Origin of the sequence: Rhodococcus opacus B4 (assembly GCF_000010805.1) — a bacterium.
Lineage (GTDB): Bacteria > Actinomycetota > Actinomycetes > Mycobacteriales > Mycobacteriaceae > Rhodococcus_F > Rhodococcus_F opacus_C.
This window is the reverse complement of the sequence record NC_012520.1, coordinates 192,639-208,792: the sequence shown is the minus strand read 5'-3', so window position 1 is coordinate 208,792 and position 16,154 is coordinate 192,639. Positions and strand designations below refer to the sequence as shown.

General features: G+C 70.0%; 21 protein-coding genes. 14 read left to right on the top strand and 7 right to left on the bottom strand.

Annotation, left to right across the window (positions count from 1 at the left end; all coding sequences use genetic code 11):
- Positions 1-14: 14 nt before the first annotated feature.
- On the bottom strand, positions 15-590 hold the full coding sequence (locus ROP_RS36980; protein ID WP_007296083.1) for a TetR/AcrR family transcriptional regulator: 576 nt from the start codon (positions 588-590) through the stop codon (positions 15-17).
- 99 nt (positions 591-689) lie between these two features.
- Between ROP_RS36980 and ROP_RS36975 the strand changes: the two genes are divergently transcribed.
- Both ROP_RS36975 and ROP_RS36970 read left to right on the top strand, forming a co-directional pair.
- The gene (locus tag ROP_RS36975) at positions 690-953 is read left to right on the top strand and encodes a hypothetical protein (RefSeq protein ID WP_007296084.1); all 264 of its coding nucleotides are present in this window, start codon (positions 690-692) and stop codon (positions 951-953) included.
- Positions 954-955: 2 nt separating this feature from the next.
- Positions 956-1,486 carry a hypothetical protein gene (locus ROP_RS36970; protein WP_039950558.1) on the top strand — a complete coding sequence of 177 codons (531 nt, stop codon included), beginning with the start codon at positions 956-958 and terminating at the stop codon, positions 1,484-1,486.
- 23 nt (positions 1,487-1,509) lie between these two features.
- Here ROP_RS36970 and ROP_RS44570 read toward each other — a convergent pair whose 3' ends face one another.
- The 6 genes from ROP_RS44570 to ROP_RS36945 all read right to left on the bottom strand — a co-directional run bounded on the left by ROP_RS44570 (position 1,510) and on the right by ROP_RS36945 (position 5,473).
- Positions 1,510-1,812 carry an SRPBCC family protein gene (locus ROP_RS44570; protein WP_328799687.1) on the bottom strand — a complete coding sequence of 101 codons (303 nt, stop codon included), beginning with the start codon at positions 1,810-1,812 and terminating at the stop codon, positions 1,510-1,512.
- Positions 1,758-1,949 (bottom strand): SRPBCC family protein, encoded by a 192-nt coding sequence (locus tag ROP_RS44565; protein ID WP_231869105.1) that lies wholly within the window; start codon positions 1,947-1,949, stop codon positions 1,758-1,760. Before ROP_RS44565 ends, ROP_RS44570 begins: the two co-directional genes overlap by 55 nt.
- 100 nt (positions 1,950-2,049) lie before the next feature.
- Entirely contained in the window at positions 2,050-3,303 is a 1,254-nt protein-coding gene (locus ROP_RS36960) for a M23 family metallopeptidase (RefSeq protein ID WP_050785263.1), read from the bottom strand.
- Between the two features lie 153 nt (positions 3,304-3,456).
- On the bottom strand, positions 3,457-4,263 hold the full coding sequence (locus ROP_RS36955) for a cytochrome c biogenesis CcdA family protein (RefSeq protein WP_007296087.1): 807 nt from the start codon (positions 4,261-4,263) through the stop codon (positions 3,457-3,459).
- Complete coding sequence (locus ROP_RS36950) at positions 4,260-4,886, bottom strand: TlpA disulfide reductase family protein (RefSeq protein ID WP_012686852.1); 627 nt, start codon at positions 4,884-4,886, stop codon at positions 4,260-4,262. Before ROP_RS36950 ends, ROP_RS36955 begins: the two co-directional genes overlap by 4 nt.
- Positions 4,883-5,473, bottom strand: coding sequence for a TlpA family protein disulfide reductase (locus ROP_RS36945; RefSeq protein ID WP_007296089.1), 591 nt, complete (start codon positions 5,471-5,473; stop codon positions 4,883-4,885). The genes ROP_RS36950 and ROP_RS36945 overlap by 4 nt, the downstream gene beginning before the upstream one ends.
- Before the next feature lie 378 nt (positions 5,474-5,851).
- On the opposite strand from ROP_RS36945, the gene ROP_RS36940 reads away from it, so the two are divergent.
- The 12 genes from ROP_RS36940 (at position 5,852) to ROP_RS36895 (ending at position 16,121) form a co-directional block, all read left to right on the top strand.
- Entirely contained in the window at positions 5,852-6,232 is a 381-nt protein-coding gene (locus tag ROP_RS36940; protein WP_007296090.1) for a BlaI/MecI/CopY family transcriptional regulator, read from the top strand.
- A complete protein-coding gene (locus tag ROP_RS36935) occupies positions 6,229-7,191 on the top strand; it encodes a M56 family metallopeptidase (RefSeq protein WP_007296091.1) in 963 nt (320 codons plus the stop codon). Before ROP_RS36940 ends, ROP_RS36935 begins: the two co-directional genes overlap by 4 nt.
- Positions 7,192-7,307: 116 nt before the next feature.
- Positions 7,308-7,700, top strand: coding sequence for a hypothetical protein (locus ROP_RS36930; RefSeq protein ID WP_007296092.1), 393 nt, complete (start codon positions 7,308-7,310; stop codon positions 7,698-7,700).
- A 107-nt stretch (positions 7,701-7,807) separates the two neighbouring features.
- On the top strand, positions 7,808-8,920 hold the full coding sequence (locus tag ROP_RS36925) for a PLP-dependent cysteine synthase family protein (RefSeq protein WP_012686849.1): 1,113 nt from the start codon (positions 7,808-7,810) through the stop codon (positions 8,918-8,920).
- Complete coding sequence (locus ROP_RS36920; protein WP_007296094.1) at positions 8,917-10,206, top strand: MFS transporter; 1,290 nt, start codon at positions 8,917-8,919, stop codon at positions 10,204-10,206. The genes ROP_RS36925 and ROP_RS36920 overlap by 4 nt, the downstream gene beginning before the upstream one ends.
- 125 nt (positions 10,207-10,331) lie before the next feature.
- Positions 10,332-11,882 (top strand): multicopper oxidase family protein, encoded by a 1,551-nt coding sequence (locus ROP_RS36915; protein ID WP_007296095.1) that lies wholly within the window; start codon positions 10,332-10,334, stop codon positions 11,880-11,882.
- A 94-nt stretch (positions 11,883-11,976) separates the two neighbouring features.
- Entirely contained in the window at positions 11,977-12,798 is an 822-nt protein-coding gene (locus ROP_RS36910; RefSeq protein ID WP_007296096.1) for a F510_1955 family glycosylhydrolase, read from the top strand.
- A 5-nt stretch (positions 12,799-12,803) separates the two neighbouring features.
- Positions 12,804-13,442, top strand: coding sequence for a copper resistance CopC family protein (locus ROP_RS44560; RefSeq protein WP_012686848.1), 639 nt, complete (start codon positions 12,804-12,806; stop codon positions 13,440-13,442).
- Positions 13,443-13,444: 2 nt separating this feature from the next.
- Positions 13,445-14,443 carry a CopD family protein gene (locus ROP_RS44555; protein WP_231869104.1) on the top strand — a complete coding sequence of 333 codons (999 nt, stop codon included), beginning with the start codon at positions 13,445-13,447 and terminating at the stop codon, positions 14,441-14,443.
- Between the two features lie 38 nt (positions 14,444-14,481).
- Positions 14,482-14,739 carry a hypothetical protein gene (locus ROP_RS44550; protein ID WP_012686846.1) on the top strand — a complete coding sequence of 86 codons (258 nt, stop codon included), beginning with the start codon at positions 14,482-14,484 and terminating at the stop codon, positions 14,737-14,739.
- Between the two features lie 148 nt (positions 14,740-14,887).
- On the top strand, positions 14,888-15,343 hold the full coding sequence (locus ROP_RS36900; protein WP_012686845.1) for a DUF6153 family protein: 456 nt from the start codon (positions 14,888-14,890) through the stop codon (positions 15,341-15,343).
- Positions 15,344-15,437: 94 nt separating this feature from the next.
- On the top strand, positions 15,438-16,121 hold the full coding sequence (locus ROP_RS36895; protein WP_007296098.1) for a DUF305 domain-containing protein: 684 nt from the start codon (positions 15,438-15,440) through the stop codon (positions 16,119-16,121).
- Positions 16,122-16,154 lie beyond the last annotated feature (33 nt).

The following is a 16,154-nucleotide window of genomic DNA, read 5'->3' as shown; positions in this document are numbered from 1 at the left end:
TGCAGAGATCGCGGTCAGCGCTGCGGCCGCAGTCCGGCCAGGATGATCGTGACGAGCCGGTGCACGGCGGCGGGTGAGTCGAGTCCTTCAGCCGCGGCGACCGCGTGCAGCACGTACCAGGTCAGCTCATCAGTTGTGGCGTCGGCGCGGACCTCGCCCTCGCCCGTCTCCGCGGCGTCGGTGAGCAGGTCGCGGACGAACTCGTGCAAATGTTGCTGTGCGCGCGCCACGTGGTCGCCGCGGTGCAGCCCCGCCGCGATCGCACCGGTGTGATGATGCGCGAGGATCTGCGCGTACGCCTCGAGCACCGCCGCCAGGCGGGCGCCGGGGCCGTCGGTGTGGTCGCGGACCTCGGCGAGATGGTGCAGGTGGCCTGCGATCTGGCGCTCGTGCCAGGCGGTGAGAATGGCGTCGACGTCGGGGAAGTACTTGTACAGCGTGGCCCGCCCGATCCCGCTGCGCTCGGCGATCTTCGACATGGTCACCGCCGCGAGCCCGGACTCGGCCACCACGGCCGCGGCGGCGTCCATCGTCGCCTCCCGCACCGCCTGGCGATGCGATTCGATCGTCTCGTTCCACAGCTTCGGCACCCTCGAAGTATACGCAACGCCGCACTATCGACAACATGACTTGGCATGTGACAGTGTGTATCGCAAAAGTTGTCTTCGTGGATGAGGGAGCTACCGCCGATGACCGACCCCACACCCACCCCACCGCCGCCGCCCCGTTCAGCCGGCGGCAGCTCCGAGCACCGGACGCCACGCTGGGTGAAGGTGGTCGCCGTCGTCGTCGGCCTCCTGCTCGTGCTGGTCATCGCCGTGATGCTGTTCGGTGGCGGCAACCACGGTCCGGGACGGCACATGTCCGCCCCCGCCACGGTCGTGCACCCGGTGACCGGCTTCGACGCCGACCGCGCCCTGCCGCAGGCGCTGACCGGGCCGATCACACTGTGACGATGTCGCCGCCGGTGCGCACGCTCGCGCTGACCGTGCACATCGGTGCCTCGGCGGGGTGGCTCGGTGCCATCGTCACGTACCTGGTGGTGGCCGCGGCCACGCTGATCGGCGCCGATCCGGCACAGGTGCGCGGGGGCTATCAGGTGATGGCGATGCTCGCCGACGCGGTGCTGCTGCCGTTGGCGCTGGCCTCGCTGGTCACCGGGTTGATCTGCTCGCTCGGCACCGCGTGGGGCTTGTTTCGCCACTACTGGGTGCTGCTGAAGTTGCTGCTGAATCTGGTCGCCACCGTGGTGCTGGTGCTCTACACCCGCTCGATCGAGTACGCCGCGACCGTCGCGGCGCAGCCGAGCTGGTCGCAGGCCGACCGAGCCGTCTTGCAGGACCCCACCCATCTGGTGCATGCCACCGCCGCCCTGATCGTGGTACTCGCCGCGCTGGTGCTGGCGGTGTACAAGCCGCGCGGGGTGACCGCATACGGGCACCGGAAAGCGCTGCGGAACCGGGCGGCGCCCAGTCTGTCGAGATAAAGTCGCGGCCGGATCGGTTGCGGCTATTCTGCGCGGGTTTCGAGTAATGCCTTGAGGTTTCGTAGGTTGGCGGCGAAGTCTCTGCGCAGACCCTCGGCCACCACCCGGTCACCGAGGGCGAACAGTCCCTTCTGCTCCATCCGCATGTGGCAGCTGAGCCGGGTTCCCTCGGCGGTCTCCTCGGTCCGGTACGTCACCTCGAAGCGGCTCGGTCCGGACGCACCGGTGAAGGTGATCTCCGCGTTCGGCTCGAAGTGGGCGTATTCGTTGATCAAGTCCAGTCTCCGACCCAGAAACTTGCGGACGACAACATGTTTGGTTCCCACCCCGGGGGTCCGTCGGTGATCCGGCGGACCTGCTCGAGTCCGTTCTGCCAGCGGGGTGCGTTGGTCTGATCTGCGACGAAGTCGAAGACCTCGCCGATGGGGCAATCGATGACGATGCTGTCCTCGACGTCGATCATCGGCAACCACCGTCCCCTTCCACCGCCGCTGTGCCGCTGCACGAGCTCTGCCGCCGACTGTCCGACCCGATTGCGGAGACGGAGAAACAGCGGTTGCAGCTCAGTCGAGTCCGACGATGGAGGCGCCACGCTTGGCCAGCCATTTGACGGGGTCCACGATCTCCCCGTCCGGGTCTTCGATTTCGAAGTGCAGGTGTGGGCCGGTGGAATTGCCGCGGTTGCCGACGGTGGCGATCTGCTGTCCGGCCTTGACCCGCTCCCCCACCTCGACCAGGTTGTCGTTGTTGTGCCCGTAGGTGGTGATGGTGCCGTCGTCATGCCGGATCCGCACCCACAACCCGAACCCTTGGGCCGGGCCGGCGTCGATGACTTCACCGTCCGCGACGGCAACGATCGGGGCACCCAGTGTGTTGGCGATGTCGATGCCTTCGTGGCCGCGCCCATCCCCCATGGTGGAGGTGACGGTGCCCGCGCTGGGTGCCACGAATTCCTTGGTGCCGGGGCGATTCCAGGTGCGGGGCTGCTGCGGAGCCGCCGCGCCGTCCTCGGTCTCGTCAGCACCGGTCTCGTCAGCACCGGTCACGGCGCCGGTCTCGTCACCGGTCGCGTCGTCGGCGGCCCCCTCGGCGTCGGCGCCGTCGTGGGTGTGGGATCCGTCGGCGTCGCCGCCGGTGTCCGCCTCGGGTGAGGGGGCCTCGATGTCCTCGGCGCCCTCGGGGCCGGGATGCTCGCTCTGGGGATCGGCGTCGGCCTCGGCCTCACCGGTTTCGGCACCGGTGCCGGCGGTCTGCTCCTCGTCCGGGTTCGGGACGGTGGCCTCGGCGAGCGCCGAGTCGGGTGCCGCCGCAGCCTCGGCCGGGTCGGTGTGGTCGAAGATGCCTGGACCGGAGGATTCGGAGACGTCGCCGAGTTCGAGTGCGGCGAGCAACCTCGGCGCGATGCCGCCGTCGACGGCGCCGAGCTCGTCGGCGCAGGCACCGAGCACCTCGGCGGCGGCGGACCCGGCGGCGAAACCGCTCAGGCATCCGGCGAGCAGGTGCTGGGCCTCGAACGCATCGGCGAGCGAGCCATTCGCCTCGGCATTCCGCAGGCTGGCGGCCGCGATGTTCGCGACGGTCTGCCAACGACTGGGATCGACCACCACCACGTCCGGCTGCGCCGCGTCGGCGACCATGGTGACCGCGTCGGCCAGCGCCGCGGCGAGCGCGGACGACGAATCCGCGTGGCCGGGATGGGCGGCCGAGGCGGGCGGGGCCGTGAGGACCACCATCGCCGCCGCCGTGGAGGCACCCAGGCACAGGGTGGGCAGTCTTCTCGTGCAGGCGGTCAGCGCCGAGGAGGTGATACCGCGCATCGCAGGTCCCTTCTGAGCAGTCACGCCGGGGTTTCGGCGGTGCAGCAAACACATGGACCGGCGCGACAAAGTCAAGACGACACGCCGTAACGCTAATACACTTTCTTCACTTCTGTGCCGCTATTCACTTGTTTCCCACGGTTCCCACCGGGGTCAGATGGGGAGGACGACGGCGGTGACGAACTCGTCCCGAATCCAGGCGACGAACACATCCCAGGCGCCGGCGAGCAGGGCGAGCCCGACCACGACGAGGGTCAGGCCCCCCAGGATCTGGAGGGTGCGCGAGTGCCGCCGCAGCCAGCCGACACCGCGGACGGCCGCGGTGGAGCCGAAGCCGAGCAGGATGAACGGCAGGCCCAGGCCCAGGCAGTAGGCAACGATCAGGGTGACCCCCCGGGCGGCGGTGGCGCCCTCGGTGCCGGCGGCCACCGACAGCACCCCGGCGAGGGTGGGACCCAGGCAGGGGGTCCACCCGAGCCCGAACACGGCCCCGAGCAGTGGGGCGCCGGCGAGGTGGGAGATCCGCCGCGGATGCGGGCGGGTGTCCTTCTGCAGGGCCGGAATCGCGCCGAGGAAGGCCAGCCCCATCACGATGGTGACCACGCCGCCGATCCGCCCGAGCAGTTCCCGGTTCAGTTGCAGCACGCTGATCGCCCCGAACACCGACGCGGTGGCGAGAACGAACACGACGGTGAATCCCGCGACGAACAGGACCGCGGCGCCGGTGACCCGCCAGCGGGTGGCCGTGCGCACCCCGATCGCACCACCGGGGGCGGACTCGGTCTCCGCGCCGGTGATCCCGGCCAGATACGACAGATAGCCGGGGACGAGGGGGATGCAGCACGGGGAGGCGAACGAGATCAGCCCGGCCAGCGCCGCGGCACCGAGGGCCAGCAGCATCGGTCCGGTGGCGGCGGCGGTCTGGAAGCTCGACCCGAGTTCCTGGGCGAGCACGGTCATCTCGGATCTCCCGGCTCGGCCGCCACCCGTTCGATGACCGGTTGCAGGTCCTCGGTGAGCAGGGCGCGCAGGAACACCGCGGCCACCCGGTGCTGGCGGTCGAGGACGAGGGTGGAGGGGATGACGCTGGTCGGGTAGCTGCCGCCGAGGGCCAGCAGGGTGCGCATGGGTGGGTCGTAGATCGAGGGGTAGGTGACGGCGTTGTCGACGACGAAGTCCTGCGCCTTGTCGCGCCCCGGGTCGCGGACGTTGATGCCGAGGAACCTCACCCCCCGGTCCGCGGTGGCGGTGTAGGCGCGTTCGAGGTCGTCGGCCTCGCTGCGGCAGGGGGCGCACCATTGGCCCCACAGGTTGATCACCACCACATGCCCGGCGTAGTCGGCCAGCGACACCGGTCGGTCGGTCATCAGGTCCGGTCCGGTGAGGGCGCCGATGCTGCCCCGGGCCTGGGGTGGGTCGTAGAAGATGTCGGTCTGCCCGCCCGGGGCGACGAAGTCGAACGTGCCGCCCTGGGCGACGGCGTCCGCACCGGTGGCACACGCCGGCGCGGTGAGCAGGGCCGCGCACACGGCGGCGAGGACTACTCTGCGGCGGAGAAGTCGCTGAGGCGTCGGTGTGGTCATGAGGTCAGTTCGCTGACAGCTCGGTGGATTTGGGCGGGTTCGGCGAAAACCGCAGGCTCGGTGATGCGCGCAATCGAGCCGTCCGAACGTAGGAGGAAGCTCAGCGGCAGCACCGGCGGCGCCCCGAGGGCGCCGCGCAGGGCGCCGGCATCGGTGTCACCGAAGGACGGATAGTGCGCGCCCAATTCGGTGAGCAGGGCGAGCGCGGCGGTGGAACTGTCGTCGACATCGACGCCGACGACGCGGATGGCATCGGGGGTGTGCGCGTATTCCTCGAGGACGGGGATCTCCTCCCGGCACGGCCCGCACCAGGAGGCCCACACGTTGATCAGGGTCGGCTCACCGCTCAGGGCGGCACCGAGATCGACCTCGGTGGTCGATCCGAGGCAGCGGGCGGTGATTCCTCCCAGCGCTCCGGCGTCGACGGTCTCCGCCTTTGCGGTCGGACACGGCTGTAGCGCTGCTGCGGCGGCGAGTCGGCCCCGTTCGGCCTGGTCGCTTCCGCGGCCCGTCGCGATTGCGGTGGGCGGCCCGGTGGAGGGGTCGTCATCGCTTTTGTCGTGGCCAGAGCGCGACGACCAACACAACGATCACCGCCAGAACCGGCACAAGCCAGCGGACTCCGACCGGCAGGGGCCGACTCATACCGTGGTTCTCTGAATCCGAAAGACTCTCAATCGATTACGAGGGCATCATCATCGAGCACATGTCACACATCTGACACATCTGGCCGCTCATCATCATCTGACAGTCCCACCACGCCTGCAGATTGCTCACCATGTCCAGCATCGTTTCCACGCCTCCTCGTCGATTCACATCAGCTTCCGAACTCAATATACGTACTACGTACGTAGATAGTAGATAGTGGTGTTCTGTGACGTCGCCGCAGGTGGGCGCACGACCGAGGCGCAGGAACCGGGCCGGGACGTCGTACGCTGGGACGGCGAAGACGGTGGGAGGGCGCGATGCGGGTGCGCGGGTTCGGAGAACTCGAAGCGGTAGTGATGGAACGGCTGTGGGATCGAGAGGGATCGACCACGGTCCGTGAGGTGTTCGACGACATGGCCCGGGGCCGCGAGATCGCCTACACCACCGTGATGTCGACGATGGACAACCTGCACCGCAAGGGATGGCTCGAGCGTGAGCGCAGCGGCAAGGCATTCCGGTACTGGCCCACCCTAACCCGGGAGGAGCACAGTGCCCGGCTGATGCGTGAGGCGTTCGAATCCGGCGGCAGGTCCGATGTGGTCTTGACCCACTTCTTCGAGCAGATGAGTGAGGAGGAGGCCGCCGGACTTCGGATGGCGTTGCAACGCATGGCCACCGACGAGGACGCCGCCCCATGATGAGCGCAGCGGCCTGCTTCCCCCTGTTCAGCGGGCTCGTCGCCGTCCTCGGTCCGCCGGTGTTGCGCCGCATCACCCATGGCGGCCTCGCCCCGCGTCTGGGGGTGATCGCCTGGTCGGCGGCCATCGCCAGTGTGGTGCTCTCGTGGGCGATGGCCGCACTGCTGCTTGTTCTCGACCTTCTCCGGTATCGGGCTCGTCCCGGCGAGTCGCTGCTCGGGGCCTGCCTTGCCCGCCTGCAGGAGAGCCTCGGCGGTGCCGACACCGCATTCGAGGTGGCCGGAGTCGCGGCGGCCACGGCAGTGGTGTCGATCACCGTGTGGATCACCGGCCGACTCGCTGTCGGGCTGATGCGGCTGCGGATCCGCACCCACGGTCATGCCCGCCGGGCCCGCCTCATCGGCCACCAGGTGCGCGGTGTCGACGCCGTGGTCATCGACAATGCCGAGCGCGCCGCCTACTGCGCCGCCGGGCGACCGCACGCCGTGGTGATCACCACCGCCGCCCTCGCCGCACTCGATGACCGGCAGGTCCAGGCGGTCCTGGCCCACGAGCGCGCCCATCTGGCCGGGCACCACGCTCAGATCCTGGCCGTTCTGCGGGTGCTCGCCGCCTCGTTGCCCGGCATGACCCTGTTCACCGCCGGTGCGGTGGAGGTCGGCCGCCTGCTGGAGATGTGCGCGGACGACTCGGCGGCGCGCGCGCACGGCTCGCGGGCCCTGCTCTCGGGGCTGCTCGCGTTGTGCGCTCCGGCCCAGGTTCCCGACGGGGCCCTCGGCGCCGGCAATATCGCCCTGCTGGACCGGGCCGGACGACTGGCGTCACCGCCGCGGCGGACCGCAAAGGTGCGGGTGTGCCTGCTGTCGGCCGCCGTGGTCGCGATGGTGACCGCCGCCCCGCTCGCGTTGGCTGTCCTCGAGGTGACCGGAACCATGTGGTGCCTGCCGATGGCTTCCTGACCAGTGGATATCGCGCCCGGGAGGCCCTGGTGTCCGCCGATCAACTGGACCGGCGCCCAGGTACGCGCTGCTAGAGTCGGGAAATTGTGACGGCCTTTGCGATACGCCCCCCGCGTATGCGGACGGTTGTTGCGGTCGCCGCTGCCCTCTATTTACTCGCCCACACGATCGCCCAGTGCGGGATCTTTCTGGCGCACGATCACCAGGGCGAGGACGTGCACGTCTCCTCGTCCACAACATCCATGCCAGCCGAGGAATCCGCTCCCGGGCACGCGCACATCGATGACGGATCGACCCACCTGTCGCACGAGACGCACACCGTCGTCGCAATGCCCCGCTCCGACAATCCGCTCCGCCCGCTGACCGTCGCCGCGGTCGTCGCGATCGCCCTGGCCGTGGTGCTGGTGCTGATGTCGGTGCCGCTGACCCCGCGGGCGCCGCCGGATCTACCCATTCCCATCCGGCACGGCCGGACCGTTCTGAACGAACTCTGTATCAACAGGTGCTGATCAGCAGCCCGCAGGCCATCTGAGGACTTTTGGTCCTCGTGGCCCAGCTCGTGCTGCCCATCACTCACTTACTGCCGTCGTCGCAGTCGATACAGGGACTACTCATCATGAACAGTGCTGTTCCCTCCACCCTCGTTCCACCGTCCGCCAGCCACCTGCCGAGCACCGCCGGCCGTTGCCCGCAACCGAGCACCATGGTCGGCAACACTCCCGTCCTGTGGATCGGAGAACCGTTCGCCGACACAGGCCGGGGCTTCTGGGCGAAGCTCGAAGGCTCCAACCCCGGGGGGATGAAGGACCGCCCCGCCCTGCACATGGTCGAGAAGGCCAAGGCGCGCGGCGACCTCGCACCCGGGGCGATGATCATCGAATCCACCAGCGGAACCCTCGGGTTGGGTCTGGCCCTGGCCGGGATCACCCATCACCATCCCGTCACCCTGGTCACCGACCCCGGCCTGGAGCCGATCGTGCACAACATGCTCGCCGCCTACGGCGCCCACGTCGAGTTGGTCACCACACCGCACCCCACCGGCGGCTGGCAACAGGCCCGGCGCGAGAAGGTCCGCGAACTCCTGAGCGCCCATCCAGGGTCCTGGTGCCCGGATCAGTACACCAACCCCGACAACGTCGACGCGTACGAGTCACTCGCCCTCGAACTGATCGCCCAGCTCGGCCGCGTCGACACCCTGGTGTGCTCGGTGGGCACCGGCGGACACTCCGCCGGCGTCGCCCGCGTGCTGCGCCGGTTCTGCCCCGACCTGAAACTGGTCGGCGTCGACACCGTCGGATCGACCATCTTCGGGCAACCCGCCGGTACCCGGCTCATGCGCGGGCTGGGCTCGAGCATCTACCCCGACAACATCGACTACCCCGCCTTCGACGAAGTGCACTGGGTGGCCCCCCACGAAGCGGTCTGGTCCTGCCGAACCCTGGCGGCCACCCACCACGCCAGCGGCGGCTGGAGCGTCGGTGCCGTCGCCCTGACCGCCGGTTGGATCGCCCGCACCAGCCCACCGGAGACCCGGGTCGCGGCCATCTTCCCCGACGGCCCGCAGCGCTACTTCGACACCATCTACAACGACGACTACTGCGCCGAGCACGGCCTGCTCGACGCCAACCCGCCCACCGAACCGGCGACCATCGACCACCCGACCGACCACGTCGTCCAGTCCTGGACCCGGTGCGCCACCGTGGTCGACCCCACCGAGAGCGTTTCATGAAGAACCTTCTGACCCAGTTCCGCAGCTTCGACCGGCCCAGCCAAGTGCTGATGGTCAACCAGTTCTCCATCAACGTGGGCTTCTACATGCTGATGCCGTATCTGGCCGGCTACCTGGCCGGCCCCCTGGGACTGGCGGCGTGGGCGGTCGGGCTGGTCCTGGGCATGCGGAACTTCTCCCAGCAGGGGATGTTCCTCCTCGGCGGCACCCTCGCCGACCGCCTCGGCTACAAACCCCTGATCGTCGCCGGCTGCCTGCTGCGGGTCGCCGGGTTCGTCCTGCTCGCCGCCGTGGAATCACTGCCGGCGATCCTGCTCGCCTCGGTCGCGACCGGGTTCGCCGGAGCGCTGTTCAACCCGGCCGTGCGGGCCTATCTGGCCGCCGACGCCGGCCCCCGTCGGGTCGAGGCGTTCGCCACCTTCAACGTCTTCTACCAGGCCGGCATTCTGCTGGGCCCCCTGATCGGGCTCGCCCTGACCACCCTCGATTTCCGGGTCACCTCGCTGGCGGCGGCCGCGGTCTTCGCCGTGCTGACGATCGTGCAGATCTGGGCGCTGCCCGCGCATCGGGCCGAGACGGCCGCGGCCAAGACCTCGGTGCTCGAGGACTGGCGTGTAGTGGTCGCCAACCGGCCCTTCGTCCTGTTCGCAGTGGCGATGATCGGGTCCTACGTGCTCTCGTTCCAGATCTATCTGGCGCTGCCCCTGCAGGCGGCCGTGGTGGCCGGGGACGAGCGGTCCGACACCGCCCTGGTGACCTCGCTGTTCGTGGTGTCCGGGGTAGTGGCGATCGCCGGGCAGCTGAGGATCACCTCCTGGTTCTCCCGCCGGTGGGGTTCGGGACGCAGCCTGGTCGTCGGGATGGCCATCATGGCGCTGGCCTTCCTTCCGCTGATCCTGCTGCCCAGTCCGGCCGCCCTCGGCGGGTGGGCCGCCGCCGGTGCCCTGGTGCTGACCGCGGCGCTGTTGGCCGTCGGCACCGCCGCGGTATTTCCGTTCGAGATGGACACCGTCGTCGCCCTATCCGGCGGCAAGCTCGTCGCCACCCACTACGGCTTCTACAACACCGTCGTCGGGATCGGCATCCTGCTCGGCAACCTGGGCACCGGCGCCGTCTTCGGGATCCTGCGCGACGCCGATCTGGGTGCGCTGATCTGGGTGGCGCTGACCGTCGTCGGGGCGGTGTGTGTGGGTGCCCTGTATCTGCTCGACCGGTCCGCCCAGCTCGCCCCGCCGCCGGCGCAGACCCCCGCACCCGAGGGCGACGAGGTACCGGCCGCCCGCTAGGTCGCCGAAGGCAACGCCCTGGTCAGACCCCCACCCCACCCCATCTACTATGCAACTACGTAGATTGGGGTGGGGTTCACGGCCGGAGTCCCGCGCCGCCCTCCGCGCTCGAACAGGAGTTGTGCATGATCGAACAGTTTCCCGGTGCCGCCCGCCTGTCGCGTCGGAACTTTCTGGCGCTGGCCGGCCTGGGGGCCGTGGCGGCTGCGGGCGCGTGCAGCAGGGGTGGTGGCCCCGGACCGGCGCCCACCGCCGTCGGTCCCGATTCGGCAGCCGTGAGGACGGCCGAGCAGGTCCGGCGAGCCACTATCGGGACCGGGAACACGGTCACCGCCTCCCTGAAAGCCGGCCCGACCCGGATCGACCTGGGCGGTGTCCAGGTCGATACCTGGGCCTACAACGACCGGATTCCCGGCCGGGAAGTCCGGCTGCGCCGCGGGGATCTGCTGCGCGCCGAGCTGACCAACGATCTGCCGGCCGAGTCGACCATCCACTGGCACGGCATCGCGCTGCGCAACGACATGGACGGGGTGCCCGGGCTGACCCAGTCCGCCATCGCCCCCACCAGCCCGTTCACCTACGAGTTCCTCGCCCCCGACGCCGGCACCCACTGGCTCCACCCCCATGTCGGGATGCAGTTCGACCGGGGCCTGTACGCCCCGGTCATCGTCGAAGACCCGGCCGAGGGCGGCGACTACGACCTCGAGGCCGTCCTGGTCCTCGACGACTGGCTCGACGGGGTGGGCGGCCGGACCCCGGACCAGCAACTCGATGAACTGCGCCAGGGCGGGATGCCGATGATGAGCGGCATGGGCATGGACCACGGCGGCATGTCCGGGATGGACATAGGGACCACGATCGATCCGGCGAACCCGCTGGGCGCCGACACCGGGGACGTGGACTACCCCTACTACCTGATCAACGGCACCCTCGGGACCGACCCCTTCTCGGTGCGGGCCCGCCCCGGTCAGCGGGTGCGGCTGCGGATCATCAACGCCGGGGCGGACACCGCGTTCCGCCTCGCCGTGGGCGGCCATCAGCTGACCGTCACCCACAGCGACGGCTATCCGATGCAGCCGGTCACAGGATCCTCGGTGCTGATCGGCATGGGGGAGCGTTTCGATGCGATCGTCACGCTCGGTGACGGGGTCTTCCCGATCGTCGCGGCCGCCGAGGGCAAACAGGGGCAGGGTTTCGCCGTGATCCGCACCGGGGCAGGCGGACGACTCGATCCGGCCATCCGGCCTGCCGAGCTCGACGCACCCCCGATCACCGGCCTGGCGCTGCGGTCCCGCGAGGACGTCCGGCTCGGCCTACGCAACCCCGATCGGGTCCACGATCTGATGCTGGGCATGGACATGTCCGGGTACCGGTGGACGATCAACGGCGCCACCTACGACGAGCACACCCCGCTCGCGATCGCCCAGGGGCAGCGGGTGCGGCTGCGGTTCGTCAACCAGACCATGATGTTTCACCCCATGCACCTGCACGGGCACACCTTCCAGGTCGTCGACGGCCACGGCACCGGTCCCCGCAAGGACACCACCCTGGTGCTGCCGAATCAGACGGTCGAGGTGGACCTGGACGCGGACAACCCCGGCCAGTGGCTGGTGCACTGCCACAACCTCTACCACGGTGAGGCCGGGATGATGACCACCCTGTCCTACACCGAATAACCACCGCCGCAACACCATCGGACCCAGCACCCGCGGCGGCTTCGCTACGGGTGCCCCCCCTTTTTTCATCCCGCCGAGCACAGAACGAGACCCCATGCCTGCCAATCGGATCGCCCGCACCGTATTTCCCACCGGGATCGCCGCCCTGCTCGTGCTCGCCGGCTGCTCTTCGCAAGCCGACGACACGACGACACCGGACGCCGCCGTGCCGACGGTGGAGTTGAGCTCCGAACTGACCCACCTGCACGGACTGCACGTGGGCGCCGACGGCGCCGTCCTGGCCGGCACCCACACGGGGCTGTTCGCCATCGACACCTCCGGTACGACGTCCCGCGTCGGCGCCTCCGACGACGACTTCATGGGACTGACCGGCGTACCGAACACCGACACCGTCTTCGCGTCCGGGCACCCCGGTGCGTCCAGTTCGGCCGCCAACCCGCTTGGGCTGCGCAGCAGCACCGACGGCGGCACCAGCTGGGTGGACCGGTCCCTGGCCGGGCAGGTCGACTTCCATGTCCTGAGCACGGACGGACGGCTGCTGGTCGGTTTCGACGGCAAGGACGGGCTGCTCGTGTCGACCGACGGCGGCACCACCTGGACACCGGGCGCGTCTCTGGTCGCCGGCGCACTGGCGGTCAACGGCAGCGGGGTGTGGGCGGTGACCCCGGCGGGTCTGGAACACAGCACCACCGGCGCCCGCACGTTCTCGCCCGTGCCGAACGCCCCACGACTGGTGATGGTCTCCGGCGCCGGGGATGCGCTGTGGGGAATCGACGAGGACGGGTACGCCTGGCGCAGCAGGGATGGGCGGGACTGGCAGAAACGCTCCCGGGTCGGCACCGTCGAAGCGATGACCGCAGCCAACTACGACACCGCCTACGCCGCCACCTCCCAGGCGCTCTACACCCTGAACTGACGACTGTGCCCGCCCTCGCCCGCCACCTGTTCCGTGGCCTGCTCCTGCTGCTGGCCCTGACCGCGGCCGCGGGTGCCGGGGCGGGGGTGGCCGGCGCCCGTCCCACCCTGCTGTTCACCGACCCCGGCTCCGACACCGCGGTCTCCGACCCACCGCAGTCGATCACGTTGATGTTCAACGAACCGGTCACCCCCGGGGCGCCCGCGATCGTCCTGCACGAGGGCGCCGGCCGCGAAATCCCGATGGGCGCCGCCGAAACCGCCCGGGACGGGCGTGTCCTCACCGCCCGCCCGGCCGACACCTTGGCAGCGGGGACCTACACCGTGCGCTGGCAGGTGACCGGCGCCGACGGAGACCTGGTCGAGCAGGACTTCCGATTCGCCGTCGGCCTCGCCCTGACCGGTGACGGCAGCGCGGCCGACGGCCCGTCGACGTCCTGGACCGATACCGCCCTGCGGTGGCTGCTGCTCCTCGGGCTCGCCGTCGCACTCGGCGGTCTGATCGCCGAACGCGTCACCACCACCGCCCGACGAGAGAATCCGTCCCTGCCGGTGCTGCGGTCCCCGTTGGTGGCCGGCGCCCTGATCGGACTTGTCGGTGTCCTCGGCCTCGGCGCTGCCCTCGCCGCGTCGCCGGCGAGGTGAATATGTGGTGGCAGAGCCGGCCCGGTCTCGTCTTGCTCACCGAGGCCGCCGGATTGGCCGGGGCGATCGTGGTGGCCGCCGCCGACCGCCGGAAGTGGACACTCGCACCGCTGGTGCTGGTCGTCGCCGCGGAGGGCCTGCGCTCGCACGCCAACGTCGCCGCCCCCGGCTGGGGTGGCCTCCTGACCGCGGTGCACCTGGCGGCCGCCGCGATCTGGGTGGGCGCGCTCGTGCACACGGTCCGCGCGGTGCGTGCCTGGTGGGGCGAGCGCGCCGCCGTGCGGTGGGTGCTGGCGGGATACACCCGGCTGGCGGTGGGGACCTTCCTGGTCGTGGTGGCCACCGGCACCGTCTCCGCCCTGCTGCTGATTCCGTTCTCCGCCCTGCTGTCCACCACCTACGGTCAGGTGCTGGTGGTCAAGCTGGTGCTGGTCGCCGCCGCCGCCGCCGGGTTAGCGCTCGCGGCGCGGCAATCGCTGCACGCCCCGGAGCGAACAGCCCTGATGCGGCGTACGATTCGGGCCGAGAGCATCGTGTTGATCGCGGTGCTGGCGGTCAGCGCCACCCTGGTCTCCACCACCCCGGCCGGCACCTCCCCGCAGCCGGGCCCCCCGGCGCCGACGGGTCCGGTCCTGCCCCTGGGCGCCCTCGCCGGGCAGATCGGACTCTCCGTCGCCGCCAGCGACGGGCAACTGGTGGTACGGCTGTCCACCCCACGCCGCGGCGACTACTACGCCCCCGAACCGGGCCAGGACTTTTCCCTGACCGGGCGGATCGACGCCGCAGGAACCGACGGCGCTCCACTCGACCTGCGGGGATGCGGCCCGGGCTGCTTCGTCGCACCCGCCAGCTGGCAGGGCGGCGACAACGTGCTCACCCTCGGCGCGGCGGCGCAGGGCTGGCAGGGCGGCACGGTCAGCCTGCTCGCGCCCTGGCCCACCGGTCCCGGCGGCGACGACCTCGCCCGCGCCGTCGCCGCCACCCACGCCCACGGGACCTGACTGTCTACGAGAGCGTCACCAGCGACACCAGCGGCCCGGTGCCCGAGCCGCAGCGACTCGACCTGTCCGCCGACTTCTTCCTGGCGCAGGAACCGTACGCCGACGGAACCGCCCCGATCGCCGTCCGGTTGCCGCACGCGGACGGGGCCGTGCGGTTGGTGCTCGGCTACCCGGCCGCCGGAATGAACGTGTTGCTCACCCTCGACGACGCCGGACGGATCAGCGAGGAAACCCTCACCGACAGCAAACATCTCGTCACCCGCAGATTCCTCTACCCAGAGCCCGGTGAACGATGACGGGGCGGCGGGGCGGCGGGACGGCGGGCGATCGCATCGTCTCCGGGGTTACCCAGTGCGGACAGCCGACCGGTGGCGCCGCACTCAGCGACACAATCACCCGGTCGCGCCCTTCACCGCGGCGACCCCGAGCCCGGCCAGTACCATCATGACTGTGAAAGCGCTGGGTACGACGCCGCCGATGCAGCACCTGCTGCGGGTGGCCGCTGTCGTGGCGGTGCTGTTCGGTGTCCTCCTCATGCATTCCTCTCCCCTGCTCGACCACACCGGCGGGCACCCCACCTCATCGGGGCATGATTCCGGTGTGCACGCGCACTCCCACGACGCGGCCGCGGCGCCGATGCCGATGCCGCTCGAGGATTTTCCCGTCGCACTGGCCGGGACGGGCTGCGAGGGCGGCGACTGCACCGACCATTCCGGCCTGCATCTGTGCATGGCCGTGATGACGATCGCCGCGGCGTTGGTCCTCGCCCGGTGGTACGCCACCGCCACCACCGGCGAGACCGCGGTACACAGCCTGCGGGCCCTGCTGCGCCACCGCGCTGGCCGGGCGCCGCCGTGGACCACTCCGACCCTCGCGCAACTGTCGGTATTGCGGGTGTGACAGGTGACCCACGTCAAGTGGGTCACCTACGCGGACGTGTCTCGGGCACGCCTGCTTCACCTTTCACACACCGACCTTTCGAGGAGTCCTATCCATGTGGTCTTTGCGTTCCCCCCGTGCCACGTTCGTCCTGTCCGCCGCGGCGGTGTCCGGAGTGCTGGTTCTCGCCGGCTGTAGCGACAACAGCGGCGGCGGACACGACATGTCCCAGATGTCGAATAACACCTCGGGCACCACGTCGAGCAGCCCCACCACCGCAGCGGTGGAGACGACCGCATTCAACAACGCCGACGTGACGTTCCTGCAGACGATGTACCCCCACCACGCCCAGGCCGTCGAGATGGCCAACATGGTCGAGGGCCGCACCACCAACCCACAGATACTCGACCTGGCCAAAAACATTGCCGCAGCCCAGGGACCGGAAATGGAACAGATGACCGCACTGCTGGCACAGCGGGGCATGAGTGTTCCCTCGACCGATGCCGGCGGCGGCATGAGCGGGATGAAGCACGGCGGAACGAGCGGGATGGCCGACGGCGGTGGCATGAGCGGAATGATGACACCGGAGCAGATGAGCGACCTGGCCGGCAAGAGCGGCGCCGACTTCGACACCGCCTGGCTGAACATGATGATCGAACACCACACCGGTGCCATCGAGATGGCTCAGACCGAACTCTCCGACGGAGAGAACGCCGACGCCAAGCAACTGGCCACCGCCATCGTCGGCGCCCAGCAAGCCGAAATCACCACCATGCAGGGGCAGCTGCAACAGGGCTGACCCCACGAGGGTGGGACCGTGCCCCCTCCCGGT